Genomic DNA, 12,163 nt, shown 5'->3' with positions numbered 1-12,163 from the left:
AGTTCACTGGGGCACATGGTCCTGCCCGGCGGCCCCGATGCCCACGCCCTGTCCATCGCCATCGCGCCCGACGACCTCCGCCAGCTGGCGCAGCACGACGCCGTCCCGCGCACCTTCGAGGGCGGCGCCGGACCGCTGGCCGCCCTGGACACCGGCGGCGGCGCCGAGCTCGGCACGGTGCTGATGGTGGCCGGGTACACGGGCAGCAAGGAGGACTTCGCCCCGCTGCTGCGCCCGCTGGCCGCCGCCGGCTACCGCGTTGTGGTGCTGGACCAGCGCGGGCAGTACGAGTCGCCCGGCCCCGACGACCCGGCGCAGTACTCGGTCGAGGTGCTGGGCGACGACGTGCGCGCGGTGGCGCGGGTCCTGCGCGCGGAGACCACCGGGCCGCTGCACCTGCTGGGGCACAGCTTCGGCGGGCTGGTGACCCGGGTCGCCGTCCTCGCCGAGCCGGCGCTGTTCACCTCGTTCACGCTGCTGGGCTCGGGGCCCTCCCGGCTCACCGGCCGCCGCGCCGAGCTGCTCGACCACCTCGGCCCGCTGCTGGACGCCGGCGGCGTGCCGCTGGTGCACGAGACCCTCGAGCAGGTGGCGATGACCGACCCCAAGGCGCAGGCCGTGCCGGAGCCCACCCGGGCGTTCTACTCCCGGCGCTTCCTCCGCAACTCCGCCGCCGGGCTCCGCGGCATGGCCGACGCGATGCTGGCCGAGCCGGACCGGGTGGAGGAGTTGAAGGCGACCGGGGTGCCGGTCCTGGTCGCGCACGGCGAGGCCGACGACGCCTGGCTGCCGCACGTGCAGGCCGACATGGCGCGGCGGCTGGGCGCCCGGCACGAGGTCATCGACTTCGCCATCCACTCCCCCGCCGTCGAGAATCCGCCGCGCACCGTCGAGGTGCTGTGCGACTTCTGGGGCTCGGTGACCCGGTGAGCCGGCTGGCGCCGCTGCCCTCGCCGGCGGCCTGGACCGAGGAGGAGGACCGGCGCGGCTACTTCGGCCCCGGCAGCGTGACCTGGCGGATCCACGGCGATCCCGCCCACCACCTGGGTGGCATGCGCGCGCTGATGCTCCAGGCGCTGCACCCGGTGGCGATGGACGGCGTGGCGCGCAACTCCGCGGGCTTCAAGGACGACTGGTGGATGCGGATAGCCCGCACCGGCGAGTACATGGACACCGTCGTCTTCGGGACCCGGGCCGAGGGCCGCCGGCTGGCCGCCCGGGTGCGGGGCTACCACCGCAAGCTGTCGGGCGTCGAGGAGACGACCGGCCGGGCGTACCGGGTCGACGACCCGGACCTGCTGCTCTGGGTGCACAACTGCGCGGTGGAGTCGATGCTGACGACGGCCCGCCGGGCCGGCGTGCCGCTGACCGACGAGGACGCCGACCGCTACGTCGCCGAGCAGGTGGTGTTCGCGCAGCTCGTGGGCGTGCCGCTGGAGACGGTGCCGACGACGGTGGCCGCACTCGACGCCTACTTCGCGGGCATCCGGCCCGCACTGGCCGCCACCCCCGCGGCCGTGCGGGGTGTCCGGGACCTGTTCCTCCCGCCGATGCCCGGGTGGCTGCAGGTGCTCACGCCGGCCCGGCCGGTGTGGGGCGGCCTGGCCGGCCTGTGCTTCGCGCTGCTGCCCGCCTGGGCGCGGCAGCTGTACTCGCTGCCGGGGCTCGCGCTCACCGACGCCGCGGCGACCGCCGGGGTGAAGGCGTTCCGGGCGGCGTTCCTGGCGCTCCCCGACCGGGCGCACCGGTCACCGATCGTGCGGGCCGGGTACGCCCGCACCGCCGCGACACGGGCCGCCTAGCTCTCGTCCTCCGGGAGGAAGCTCCACGGCTCGCGGGCGGGGCCCGCGGCCTGCCCGGCCGGGCAGCTCGCCCGGAAGTCGCACCAGCCGCACTGCCGCCCCGGCACGGCCGGGAAGGCGACGTCGGGGTCCTCGCCGGCGGCCACCGCCCCGCTCGCCGCCTGGATGTCGATGGCGACGTCCTCGGCACGCCGGACGTGGTTGGCCAGCGACTTCTCGGTGTGCTCGAAGGCGGCCACCGTGCCGGTGGGCACGTGGTGCAGCTCCACCCGGGAGCAGGGGCGGCGCAGCGTGCGGCGGACGGCGAGGACGTAGAGCGCCAGCGCCTGCGAGCCGCGCGCGTCGTCGTCGGTGCTCGGCGAGCGGCCGGTCTTGTAGTCGACGACCACGAGTTCCTCGCCGCGCTCGTCGATGCGGTCCACCCGCCCCGAGAGCGTCATCCGCTCGGTCATCGTGCTCACCGTGCGCTCCCGCGCGCGGGGCTCCTCGGTGGGGTCGACGTCGGCCAGGTAGTCGGAGAGCCAGCCGGCCGCCCGCGCCCGCCAGCGGTCGGACTGCTCGTCGTCGCGGAAGCCGGCCGGGCTCCACGCGCCGATCAGCAGCTGCCGGGCGGCGCCGGGGGTGCGGCGCTCCACCGGCAGGTCCCACCACGAGGAGAGCACCTGGTGCAGCGCCGTCCCCACCGTGTGGTGGGCGAAGCGCGGCCCGCGCGGCGGGCTGGGCCGGTCGACGTTGGCGTACCGGTAGCGGCGCGGGCAGTCGGAGAAGTCGGCGAGCGACTTCGGCGAGGCGCGCAGCAGCCGGCGGGGCATGCCCGGCAGGACGGCCTGGCCGCCGTCGGTCGGGTTCCGCATGCCCGCCACGGTAACCAGCGGGGCCGACACCCCCGGCCGTCAGCCGCGGTACGGCGCGGCGCCGGTCCCGGCAGCCAGGAGCGCCTCGTACTGCTCCGGCTCGGTGGTGCAGGCGCCGATCGGCGTCGTCTTGTTGGTGCCGTGGTAGTCGCTGGAGCCGGTGGTGAGCAGCCCGAGGTCGGCGGCCAGGCCGCGCAGGTGGGCACGCTCCGCGTCGCTGTGGTCGGGGTGGTCGACCTCCAGGCCGAGCAGCCCCGCCGCGGCCATCGCCGCGATGGCGTCGTCGCCGACGACCCGGCCCCGCTTGGTGGCCAGGCCGTGGGCGAAGACCGGCACACCCCCCGCGGCCCGGACCAGCGCGATGCCCTCGCGCACGTCGGTGTCGGCCTTGGTGACGTAGTAGGGGCTGCGGTGGTTCAGCAGCGTGGCGAAGGCGTGGTCGACCGAGTCGGCGACGCCCGCGCGCACCAGCGCCCGCGCCACGTGCGGCCGGCCGACGACGCCGCCGCCCGACGCCGCCAGGATCTCCTCCCAGACCACCGGGTAGCCGTCGGCGGCCAGCGCCGCGACGATCCGCTCGCCGCGGCCGAGGCGCTCGTCGCGCAGCCGGGCCCGCTCGGCGGCGAACGCCGGGTGCAGCGGGTCGAAGAGGTAGCCGAGCAGGTGCACGCTCACCGGCGGCTCGTCCGCGGGGAACCAGCGGCAGGACAGCTCCATGCCGGGGACGACGGTGAGCCCGGCGGGGCGGTGCGCCTCCGCCGCCGCCCAGCCCGCGGTGGTGTCGTGGTCGGTGAGCGCGACGACGTCGAGCCCCGCGGCCCGCGCCGCGGCGAGCAGGCCGGCCGGGTCGTCGGTGCCGTCGGAGACCGAGGAGTGGGTGTGCAGGTCGATCCGCATCACCTCCCAGCCTGCCCCACGCCGGCCCGCGCCACCCGGTGGCGGCTCACGGCTCGCGCGGCCTGATCTGCGGGAGTGGTTCGGTGTCGCGCCGCCCGCCGGTGGCGACCGGCCCGGCCGGCGGTGAGGCCTCGGGGTTGCCCTCGTCGTCCCCGGACGAGGCGCTGCCCCAGTCGCTGCCGAACAGCAGGCCGCTGACCTCGCGGTACAGGTCACCGGCGCGGGGCAGGAAGGTGATCTCCGACAGGCCCTGCTGCTGCCCCGCGGACTCGAAGCGGAAGGTCCCGTAGCCCAGTATCTGGCCGAAGAAGGTCTCCTTCCACGTCAGGTCGGTGATCCGGCGCAACGGCAGCAGGGTCACGGTGCGGACGATGACCCCTGAGGTGAGCAGCACCCGCCGCTTGCTGACGATGAAGTGCCGGAACCACCACTCGCCGACGCGCAGGGCGTAGGTGAGCAGCGCGGCCAGCACGACGAGCATCCCCACCGTGCTGGTCACCCGGTTCTCGGGGTCGAGCACCAGCAGCCAGCCGCCGGCCAGCAGCACCGGCAGGAACTTCGCGGTCGGCTCGATGAGCACCGCCCAGTGCCGGCGGGTGACCACGACCGCGTCCTCGTCGTCCAGCAGGTACTTCCGGACGTCCTTGGCGGCCCGGGTCGGCAGCCCGTCGGGGGCGCTCACGGGCTCAGACGAGGGAGCCGACGAACTGCGCGAGGGAGGAGGCGGCGTCACCCAGCGCCTCACCGGCGTTGCGCACCAGCTGCGCGGAGGACTCCGGCGCCTGGATGACGTAGAAGAGGACGAAGGCGACGACCAGCCAGGTGAGGACCTTCTTCAGGTTCACCGCCACCTCCGTGGTGAGGGGAAGGCGGCCCGGGCGCCCGGGCCGGCAGGAGGGCCCGCCGGGTGCGGCGGACGCGTTCGTCCCATGAGTAACACAGGCCCCACGGGTGACCCACCCGACGCGCCGGTCGCCGGCGGCCGGTCCGGTTCCGGCGCCGATCGGTCAGCGGCCGGGCAGCAGGTGCTCCCCCACCGGCCCCAGTGGCAGGTCGGGGTAGATGCGCTCGCGCAGGTCGATCAGCCGCAGGGGCTCGACCAGCAACCAGGCCGCGTTCATCGGCCACATCACCAGCCAGAGCCACACCCCGAAGGCCTCCCCCACGAAGGCCGCCCGGTCCTCGCGGGTCGGCACCGCCCACAGCGGGGCGTGCTGGCCGGCGGCCTCGACGCCGACCGAGCTCGGGCCGGAGATGACGTCACCGGGGTCGAGCCCCGGGAGGCCGGCGTAGCCACAGCCCACGCCGGTGCCGGGCTCCTCGGCCACCAGCACCAGCTCGGCGGCACCGCCGAGGGGGGCCGGCCCGGCGCAGTCGACGACGATCGCCCGCGCACCCGGTTCGCCGCCCCACGCCAGGCCGGTGACCGCCCAGCCCGGCGGCATGGGGTCGGGCACCCAGGCCGGCACGCGGGCGTCGGCGGTGACGGCGGCGATGGCGTCGTGGGCGACCAGCGCGGTGTGGTGCAGCGGGGTGACCGCGCCGTGCACGTGGCACCAGGCGTGCGCCGCGGAGCCGTGGCGGACGACCAGTGGTTCACCGCAGCGCGGGCAGACCGGCGACGCACTCATCCGGGACACGGTCTCGGGAGCGGCGCGGATCGTCAAGCGCAGCGGCCGGCCGCACAGGCGGCGTGCGTAGCCTGCGGGGCGTGACCGCCGCTGATCCGCCGGCGGTGCCGTGCGTCGGCGCCGTGGTGCACGACCGGGACCGGCGCCTGCTGCTGGTGCGACGGCGCAACGATCCCGGCCGCGGTCTGTGGTCGCTGCCCGGGGGCCGCGTCGAGCCGGGCGAGACCGTGGCCGGCGCCGTGGAGCGGGAGGTGCGCGAGGAGACCGGGCTGCGCGTGCGGGCGGGTGCGGAGGTGGGCCGCATCCGCATCGACGGCGGCGCGGTCGTCTACGACGTCGTCGACCTCGCCTGCACGCTGCTGGACCCCGGCGCGCGACCGGTGGCCGGGGACGACGCGGTCGACGTCGTCTTCGCCGACGCCGCGACGCTCGCCGGCCTGCCGTGCACGCCCCGGCTGGTGGAGACGCTGCGCGGCTGGGGCGTGCTGCCGGGCTGACCGGGCAGCACGCCCACCGGGCTCAGCCGCGGGGCGCGGGCTCCGGGCGGCCGGGCTGCTCGCCGCCGCGGGCCTCGCCGTAGGAGCGCTTGGGCACCATGACCTTGCGGCGGAAGATGCAGACGACGGTGCCGTCCTGCTTGTAGCCGATGGTCTCCACGTGGACGACGCCGCGGTCGTCCTTGGACTTCGACGGCGTCTTGTCGAGCACCGTCGTCTCGCCGTAGATGGTGTCGCCGTGGAAGGTGGGGGCGACGTGCCGCAGCGACTCGATCTCCAGGTTGGCGATCGCCTTGCCCGAGACGTCGGGGACGCTCATGCCCAGCAGCAGCGAGTAGATGTAGTTGCCGACGACGACGTTCTTGCCGAAGTCGGTGGTCTTCTCCGCGTAGTTGACGTCCATGTGCAGCGGGTGGTGGTTCATCGTCAGCAGGCAGAACAGGTGGTCGTCGTACTCGGTGACGGTCTTCCCGGGCCAGTGCTTGTAGACGGCCCCGACCTCGAACTCCTCGTAGTACCGACCGAACTGCATGTGCCCGCTCCCGACGTCGACGCTCCAGAACGGCGTGATCCTACGGAGGCGGCCCCGGTCACCCCCGCGGGCGCCTGCTCAGAGCAGCTCGAGGGCCGGGCCGATCTCCTGGGTGGCGTACCAGCCGAGCTCGTGCCCCTCGGCCTGGTCGACGACGAACTGCGCGTCCTCGCTGCCCAGGTCGGCCTCCAGGACGACGGCGACCGCGGCGCGGACGTCCTCCTCGGCCTCGGCGTCGTCGAGGTGCGCGCTGGCCACCTCCTCGACCCGGATCTCGTGCTCGAGGCGGGCCGCGCCCGGGTCGACGTGCGGGTCGTCCATCGGGGTGACCGCGGCGTCGGGCACGTCGGCGGCGAGCACCGCGCGGCGGCGGACCGCCAGCGGGTCGAGGTCGAGCAGCCGCAGGCTGGCGCGGGCCGCGGCCAGGAGGGCGGCGTACTCGAGCTCCTCGGTGTCGGCCTCCGCGTCGCTCACCGCGTAGTAGCGGCGCAGCTCGGGGGTGATCGCGAAGACGGTCTGCGGGGCGGACAGCCGCCCCTCGTCGACCAGGGTGCGGAGCACGTTCGTCGTCGCCGGCAGGTACACGCGCACCCGGTCGACCCCCTTCGTCGGTGGAAGGACGACCGTAGCCGCCGGCTCAGGTCGAGGTCTCGACCAGCCCCGCGACCTCCTGCTCGATGAGGTCGGCGAGCACCTCGACGTCGCTGACGCTGTCGCGGTCGGCGTTGAGACCGAAGAACACCGTGCCGTCGTAGGAGGTCATCCCGATCGAGAGCCCTTGCCCGCGGGCCAGCGGCACGACGGGGAAGACGTCGAGCACCCGGCCGCCGGCGGCGTACAGGGGCATCTGCGGGCCCGGGACGTTGGTGACGACGAGGTTGAACAGCCGCCGGGAGAGCCCGCGGGCCGCGCGGGCGCCGAGCGCGTGCAGCGTCGAGGGGGCGAAGCCGCTCAGCGCGATCAGGCTGTCCGCGCCCACCGACCGGCCCTGCTGGGTCATCCCGCGCATCGCGTAGGTGAGCCGGGCGAGGCGGACCCGCGGGTTGGGCTCGCCGACCGGCAGGTCGACCAGGTGGGAGGTGACCTGGTTGCCGCCGGCGCCGTCCTCGTCCTGCACCGACACCGGCACCAGGGCGCGCACCGACGTGCCGCCGACCAGCGGCTCGCCCCGCGAGAGCAGCCACTCCCGCAGCGCGCCGGCGACGACGGTGAGCAGCACGTCGTTGACCGTCCCGCCGTGCGCCTTGCGGACCCGCTTGAGGTCGTCGAGGTCGGCGCGCGCCACCGCGACCCGGCGCTGCCGGCCGATCGGCGCGTTCAGCGGGCTGTGCGGCGCCGGGAGGATCGCCGAGCGCGCCGTGCGCACCAGGCCGGCGGCCACGCCGCCGATCCGCACCGCGGTGGCGCGCGCGTCGGTGACCACGGAGCGGGCGAGCCCCACGAGCGAAGGGCGGCGGCGGTAGTCCTCGAAGGCGGACCAGACCAGCTCGGCGCCCGACGGGGGGCGCCGGGGCTGCCACTCGGCCGGCTCGGGCACCGGGGCGTCCGGGGAGACGTCGAGCAGCACCTGGCCGATGTCGACGGCGCCGAGCCCGTCCACCAGCGCGGGGTGGGTCTTGGTCACCACCGCGACGCGGTCCCCCTCCAGCCCCTCGACCAGGTAGGCCTCCCACAGCGGGCGGCGGCGGTCCAGGGGGCGGGACATCAGCCGGGAGACCAGGTCGAGCAGCTGCCGCTCGGTGCCCGGGCGCGGCAGGCCCGACCGGCGCAGGTGGTAGCTGATGTCGAACTCGGGGTCGTCCACCCACACCGGGTTGGCGAGGTGGCCGGGCACCTCCGCCACCCGCTGCCGGTACCGGGGCACCAGGGGCAGCCGCGCCTCGACCAGGGCCGCCAGCGCGTCCAGCCCGCCCGGGGGCGCCTCGAGGACGAGCACGCCGCCGACGTGCATGGGGGTGCCGGGCTCCTCCAGGTAGAGGAAGGAGGCCTCCAGGGTGCCCAGCCGCTCGACCATCGTTCTCGTCCCCGCGCGGTCCCCCACGCTACGACGCGGACGCCGATCGGGACAGCCCGCGGTCAGCCCGCCCGCCGGGCCCGGAGCGCGGCGCGCCGGCCCGCCGCGGGGACGGGCACGCCGGCCAGCCGGGCCGCGAGGGCGCGCAGCTCCGCCCGCAGGGGCGAGCCGGGTGCCACCTCGGCCAGGGTGCGGCCGACCGCGAGGGCGGCGTCGGTCGCCCGCCGGTCGGCCGGGAGGAAGGCCCCGGGGCGCCGGCCGGTGAACCGCTCCAGCGCCTCGCCGACCTCCCGGCGGGGATCGCCGGGCACCGGCCCGCGGCGCAGCTGGTTCACCACGAGCACCGGCTCGACGTCGGGCAGCACGTCGCGCAGCTGGTCGAGGGCCCGCACGCAGCGCTGGAGGGCGACCGGGTCGGCCCCGGAGACGCACAGCACCGTGTCGGCGTGCTCCAGCGCGGCCAGCGTGGCGCCGTTGCGGCGCGGGGCGGCGGTGTCGTAGGAGAGCTCCTCGTCGTCCTCGACGCCGAAGCCGCAGTCCACGACGGTGAGCCGCGCGAGGTGGCGGGCCTCGTCGAGCACCGCGGCCACCCCGGCCGGCCGGAGCTCGGGCCACCGGTCCGCGCGGGCCAGCCCGGTGAGCACTCGCAGGTCGGGCCGGACCGCCCACGCCAGCGCGGTGAGCGCCGTGGCGTCCAGCGTCCCGAGGCCCGCCTGCCGGGCCGCGCCGGCGAGCCCGGGTGACTCGTCGAGCAGCCCGAGCACCTGCGCGACCACCCCGCCGTGGACGTCGGCGTCGACCAGCATCGTCGGCACGCCCAGCCGGGCGGCCTCGTCGGCCAGCCCCACCGCGACCGTCGTCCGGCCCGGGGCCCCGGTCGCGCCCCACACCGCCACCACGCGGCCCCGCTCCCCCCGCGGGCGCTCCGGCTCGGCGGGGCGCGTGGGGGCCGGGAGCGCCGCGCGGAGGTCGGCGACGTCGTGACCGGGCGCCGGGGCGCCGTCGACCGCGTCCCGCAGCGCCTCCGCGATCAGCTCCGGGTCGGCGTCGGCCGGCAGCACCTGGGCCACACCCAGCCGGCGCAGCCGCTGCGCCGCGGCGTCGTCACCGGGCTCGACCAGGCCGACGACCGCGACGCCGGCGGCGTGCAGCCGGGCGACCGCGTCGCCGTCGAGCCGGCGCAGCTCCGCCGACAGCAGGGCCGCCTGGCCGGTGCCGGTGGCCGCGGCCGCCAGCAGGTCGGAGATGTCGACGCAGCGCCGGACGACGGTGACCCCGTGGTCGTCGCGGTCGAGCGCACCGACGAGCGCGGACTCCCAGCCGGCACCGGTGACGGCGGTGAAGACCTGAAGGGCCATCAGCCGGTCGGCCCGGCGGCCGCGGCGACGGGGCTGCCGTCCGCCGTCGCGCCGGCGGGGTGGGCGACCACCACCAGCGGGCGCCCGGCGATGGCGGCCAGGACGTCGGCGGCGTCGTCGGCCGCCACGCCGACCACGACCTGCACCGTGGTGGTCGGCGTCGACAGGACGCCGTCGGCGCCGCCCGACACCGCCTGCACGGGGGCCGCGCCGACGACGAGGGCCACGCTGCCCAGGTCCGCGCCGGTGGCACCGACCGCGGGGTCGGCGACGGCGTACACGTCGACCACCTGCCCGCGGCGCAGGCCCGGGGGCACGTAGCCGGCCTGCACGGGGAGGGCCAGCTGGACGAGCTCCGCCGGCTCCTCGAGGGCCGAGCGCGGCAGCAGCTCGCCGGCCCGCACGCCGCGGGAGAGCGCGCTGCCCTCGAGGTGGGTGCTGCCCGCGAGGTACGCCGCGGCCGCGTCGTCGAGCCGGACGTCGACGACCACGAGGTCGTCGGCGGTCAGGACCGTCCCGGCCGCGAGGTCCTCGGCGGCGCTCCAGACCGGCACGGTCGCGTCCGCGGCGCCGACCACCCGCGCGCCGAGGAGCACCGACGTGAGCACGAGCAGCACGCCGAGCACCAGCCGGAGGTCCAGCCAGCCGGGGGTGCGCACCCGCCGCGGGGTGGGGCCGGCCGGCAGCTCGGTGGTGCCGGGGACGGCGCCCGGGGTCCGCACGGCGCTCACACGACCTTCTCTCTGCCGGCTCGTCGCCGGCCCGGTCGGGCGCACCGGTCCGCCGGTGCGCGCCGTCGACGGCGTTGGGCCGCCGATGATGCGGTATGCGTGCGAACTCGTGCATCCGTCGTCCACACGTTCGGGTGTGGACGGCCGCCGCGGACCACCGGCACGGCTGACAGACTGTGCCGCGAACGGATGGAGACGCCGATGCCCACGCCCCGCTTCCTGACCCTCGACGACGTCGCGGAGATCCTCAACGTCTCGTGGTCGCAGGCCTATGCGCTGGTGCGCCGCAAGGAGCTGATCGCCATCCAGATCGGCGGGCGCGGCCAGTGGCGCGTCGAGGTGGACGAGCTCGAGCGCTTCATCCAGCAGAAGTACGCCGAGGCCCGCGCCGGCACCGTGCCGCCCGAGCCGGCCGCCGGGTCCACCGCCGGGGCCGACGCCGTCGAGCAGCGCGGCTGACGGCTCACCCCCACCCGGGCGCCAGCGTGCGCACCACGGCCACGGCGTCGACGACCACCGCCGAGACCCGGCGCACCGCCCCCGCGCGGCGCGGCTCGTCCGCCGCGTGCTCGGCCACCTCCACGTAGTCCACCCCGACCCGGTCGATCGTCCCGGTCAGCTGCGTCCCGTCGTCGAGCACGAGCTGGACGGCGCTTCGGTCGCGCGCCAGACCGCGCAGCGCCCGGCGCAGGTCGAGCCGCGCCCGCACCGGCCCCGGCTCGCCGGCCGGCGCCGTCCAGCGCCCCAGCCCGTCCACCGCCCGGACCGCCGGCGCCGCGACCAGCTGGTCGCGCCCCCGGTCGTCGGTGAGCAGCAGCCAGTCGCTCCCCTGCGCGGCGAGCACACCGCGCACCCGGCCCGCCCCGCGGCAGGTCACCACGAGCTCCGCGCCGAGCGATCCCCCGACCCGGTCGGCCAGCCGCACCGCGCCGACCTCCGCGCGGGCGCGCGAGGCCCACTCAGCCCGGTCCTGGGCGTCCTCCGCGGCCCCGAACTGCGCCTCCAGGTCCGCGAACAGCTGCTGCCAACGCATGCCGGACAGCCTAGATCGACGCCTTTACTTGCGTTTGCGTGCGTTTGCTTGCTTTAGTGCTGCGACGTCAACGCGGAGGAGGGTCGGTGTCGGTGCGACGACTGCTCGGGACCGTGGCCGGCATGAGCGGCCTCGCCGGGGTGCTGGCCCTGCTGACCCCGGCGCCGGCCGCCTCGCTGGCCGCCCTGGCCGCCGCGCAGCGCACGGCCGACACCGCCGGCCCCGACGTGCTGGTCGTGCACCTCGTGGGGCTGCTCGCGTGGGCGGTGTGGGGATGGGGGGCCCTCGGGCTCGCGCTGACCGCAGGCTCGGCGCTGCCCGGGATGACCGGCGCGCTCGCCGCCGGCGCGCTCCGCGGCGTCCTCCCCTCCGGCGCCCGGCGGACCGCGGCCCTCCTGCTGGGCGTCGGCCTCGGCATCGCACCGCCGCTGGCCGGAGCGGCGGTGCCGGCGCTGCCGGCCGCGACCGCTGCCGCGGTCGACGAGGTGCCCGCTCCGCCGTCGTCCTCCGCCCCCGACTGGCCGGCGCCGGCCACCGCGCCCGCGCCGGCCACCGCAGCCACACCGGCGACCGAGGCCGCGCCGGAGGGCGGCGCGCGCACCGCCGCCGTGCCCGACTGGCCCTCCGCACCGGCGGCCGGGGAGCACGTCGTCCTGCGCGGCGAGTGCCTGTGGGGCATCGCGGAGGACCACCTGGCGCGCACGCGGGGGGACACGCCGTCGGACGCCGAGGTGGCGGCCGCCGTCCGGGCCTGGTGGCACGCCAACGCCGAGGTGATCGGCCCCGACCCCGACCTGCTGCTCCCCGGCCAGGT

Annotated in this window: 16 protein-coding genes; 5 read left to right on the top strand and 11 right to left on the bottom strand. The window is 76.8% G+C overall.

Going from position 1 to position 12,163, the window contains the following annotated elements; translation table 11 throughout:
* Window positions 1–15: 15 nt before the first annotated feature.
* Both E9529_RS13635 and E9529_RS13630 read left to right on the top strand, forming a co-directional pair.
* Window positions 16–930 (top strand): alpha/beta fold hydrolase, encoded by a 915-nt coding sequence (locus E9529_RS13635; RefSeq protein WP_236831702.1) that lies wholly within the window; start codon window positions 16–18, stop codon window positions 928–930.
* A complete protein-coding gene (locus E9529_RS13630; RefSeq protein WP_236831701.1) occupies window positions 927–1,802 on the top strand; it encodes an oxygenase MpaB family protein in 876 nt (291 codons plus the stop codon). The genes E9529_RS13635 and E9529_RS13630 overlap by 4 nt, the downstream gene beginning before the upstream one ends.
* Here the strand turns inward: E9529_RS13630 and E9529_RS13625 are convergent.
* The 5 genes from E9529_RS13625 to E9529_RS13605 form a co-directional block, all read right to left on the bottom strand.
* Window positions 1,799–2,656, bottom strand: a complete 858-nt coding sequence (locus E9529_RS13625) for a PD-(D/E)XK nuclease family protein (protein WP_236831700.1) — start codon at window positions 2,654–2,656, stop codon at window positions 1,799–1,801. The genes E9529_RS13630 and E9529_RS13625 overlap by 4 nt on opposite strands.
* Window positions 2,657–2,695: 39 nt before the next feature.
* Window positions 2,696–3,553, bottom strand: coding sequence for a PHP domain-containing protein (locus E9529_RS13620; protein ID WP_236831699.1), 858 nt, complete (start codon window positions 3,551–3,553; stop codon window positions 2,696–2,698).
* Window positions 3,554–3,599: 46 nt separating this feature from the next.
* Window positions 3,600–4,235: a PH domain-containing protein gene (locus E9529_RS13615; RefSeq protein WP_236831698.1), complete on the bottom strand. Its 636-nt coding sequence runs from the start codon at window positions 4,233–4,235 to the stop codon at window positions 3,600–3,602.
* Between the two features lie 4 nt (window positions 4,236–4,239).
* A complete protein-coding gene (locus E9529_RS13610; RefSeq protein WP_236825822.1) occupies window positions 4,240–4,398 on the bottom strand; it encodes a hypothetical protein in 159 nt (52 codons plus the stop codon).
* A 162-nt stretch (window positions 4,399–4,560) separates the two neighbouring features.
* Window positions 4,561–5,184 (bottom strand): DUF6758 family protein, encoded by a 624-nt coding sequence (locus E9529_RS13605; protein WP_236831697.1) that lies wholly within the window; start codon window positions 5,182–5,184, stop codon window positions 4,561–4,563.
* Window positions 5,185–5,264: 80 nt separating this feature from the next.
* On the opposite strand from E9529_RS13605, the gene E9529_RS13600 reads away from it, so the two are divergent.
* Window positions 5,265–5,681 (top strand): NUDIX domain-containing protein, encoded by a 417-nt coding sequence (locus E9529_RS13600; protein ID WP_236831696.1) that lies wholly within the window; start codon window positions 5,265–5,267, stop codon window positions 5,679–5,681.
* Between the two features lie 22 nt (window positions 5,682–5,703).
* Here the strand turns inward: E9529_RS13600 and E9529_RS13595 are convergent, their stop codons facing one another.
* The 5 genes from E9529_RS13595 to E9529_RS13575 form a co-directional block, all read right to left on the bottom strand.
* Complete coding sequence (locus tag E9529_RS13595; protein WP_236825825.1) at window positions 5,704–6,213, bottom strand: MaoC family dehydratase; 510 nt, start codon at window positions 6,211–6,213, stop codon at window positions 5,704–5,706.
* Between the two features lie 78 nt (window positions 6,214–6,291).
* Window positions 6,292–6,804 (bottom strand): hypothetical protein, encoded by a 513-nt coding sequence (locus E9529_RS13590; RefSeq protein WP_236831695.1) that lies wholly within the window; start codon window positions 6,802–6,804, stop codon window positions 6,292–6,294.
* A 46-nt stretch (window positions 6,805–6,850) separates the two neighbouring features.
* A complete protein-coding gene (locus E9529_RS13585) occupies window positions 6,851–8,227 on the bottom strand; it encodes a wax ester/triacylglycerol synthase family O-acyltransferase (protein WP_236831694.1) in 1,377 nt (458 codons plus the stop codon).
* 62 nt (window positions 8,228–8,289) lie between these two features.
* Window positions 8,290–9,585, bottom strand: coding sequence for a chromosome partitioning protein (locus tag E9529_RS13580; RefSeq protein ID WP_236831693.1), 1,296 nt, complete (start codon window positions 9,583–9,585; stop codon window positions 8,290–8,292).
* Window positions 9,585–10,316, bottom strand: a complete 732-nt coding sequence (locus tag E9529_RS13575; protein WP_236831692.1) for an SAF domain-containing protein — start codon at window positions 10,314–10,316, stop codon at window positions 9,585–9,587. Before E9529_RS13575 ends, E9529_RS13580 begins: the two co-directional genes overlap by 1 nt.
* Window positions 10,317–10,517: 201 nt before the next feature.
* Here E9529_RS13575 and E9529_RS13570 point away from each other — a divergent pair, with 201 nt between their 5' ends.
* Window positions 10,518–10,775, top strand: coding sequence for a helix-turn-helix domain-containing protein (locus E9529_RS13570; RefSeq protein ID WP_236831691.1), 258 nt, complete (start codon window positions 10,518–10,520; stop codon window positions 10,773–10,775).
* A gap of 4 nt (window positions 10,776–10,779) precedes the next feature.
* Here E9529_RS13570 and E9529_RS13565 read toward each other — a convergent pair whose 3' ends face one another.
* Entirely contained in the window at window positions 10,780–11,349 is a 570-nt protein-coding gene (locus tag E9529_RS13565) for a hypothetical protein (protein ID WP_236831690.1), read from the bottom strand.
* A gap of 86 nt (window positions 11,350–11,435) precedes the next feature.
* On the opposite strand from E9529_RS13565, the gene E9529_RS13560 reads away from it, so the two are divergent.
* Window positions 11,436–12,163: hypothetical protein (locus E9529_RS13560; protein ID WP_236831738.1), on the top strand; the 728-nt coding region annotated here is incomplete at its 3' end.

The organism is Blastococcus sp. KM273128, assembly GCF_021698975.1.
GTDB lineage: Bacteria > Actinomycetota > Actinomycetes > Mycobacteriales > Geodermatophilaceae > Blastococcus.
This window is presented reverse-complemented; position numbering and strand designations above follow the sequence as displayed.

Bases quoted from the DNA above. Each gene is read 5' to 3' on its own strand.
- E9529_RS13635 (WP_236831702.1), top strand. From the start codon at position 16: ATGGTCCTGCCCGGCGGCCCCGATGCCCACGCCCTGTCCATCGCCATC.
- E9529_RS13625 (WP_236831700.1), bottom strand. From the start codon at position 2,656: ATGCGGAACCCGACCGACGGCGGCCAGGCCGTCCTGCCGGGCATGCCC.
- E9529_RS13620 (WP_236831699.1), bottom strand. From the start codon at position 3,553: ATGCGGATCGACCTGCACACCCACTCCTCGGTCTCCGACGGCACCGAC.
- E9529_RS13605 (WP_236831697.1), bottom strand. From the start codon at position 5,184: ATGAGTGCGTCGCCGGTCTGCCCGCGCTGCGGTGAACCACTGGTCGTC.
- E9529_RS13595 (WP_236825825.1), bottom strand. From the start codon at position 6,213: ATGCAGTTCGGTCGGTACTACGAGGAGTTCGAGGTCGGGGCCGTCTAC.
- E9529_RS13585 (WP_236831694.1), bottom strand. From the start codon at position 8,227: ATGGTCGAGCGGCTGGGCACCCTGGAGGCCTCCTTCCTCTACCTGGAG.
- E9529_RS13580 (WP_236831693.1), bottom strand. From the start codon at position 9,585: ATGGCCCTTCAGGTCTTCACCGCCGTCACCGGTGCCGGCTGGGAGTCC.
- E9529_RS13570 (WP_236831691.1), top strand. From the start codon at position 10,518: ATGCCCACGCCCCGCTTCCTGACCCTCGACGACGTCGCGGAGATCCTC.
- E9529_RS13565 (WP_236831690.1), bottom strand. From the start codon at position 11,349: ATGCGTTGGCAGCAGCTGTTCGCGGACCTGGAGGCGCAGTTCGGGGCC.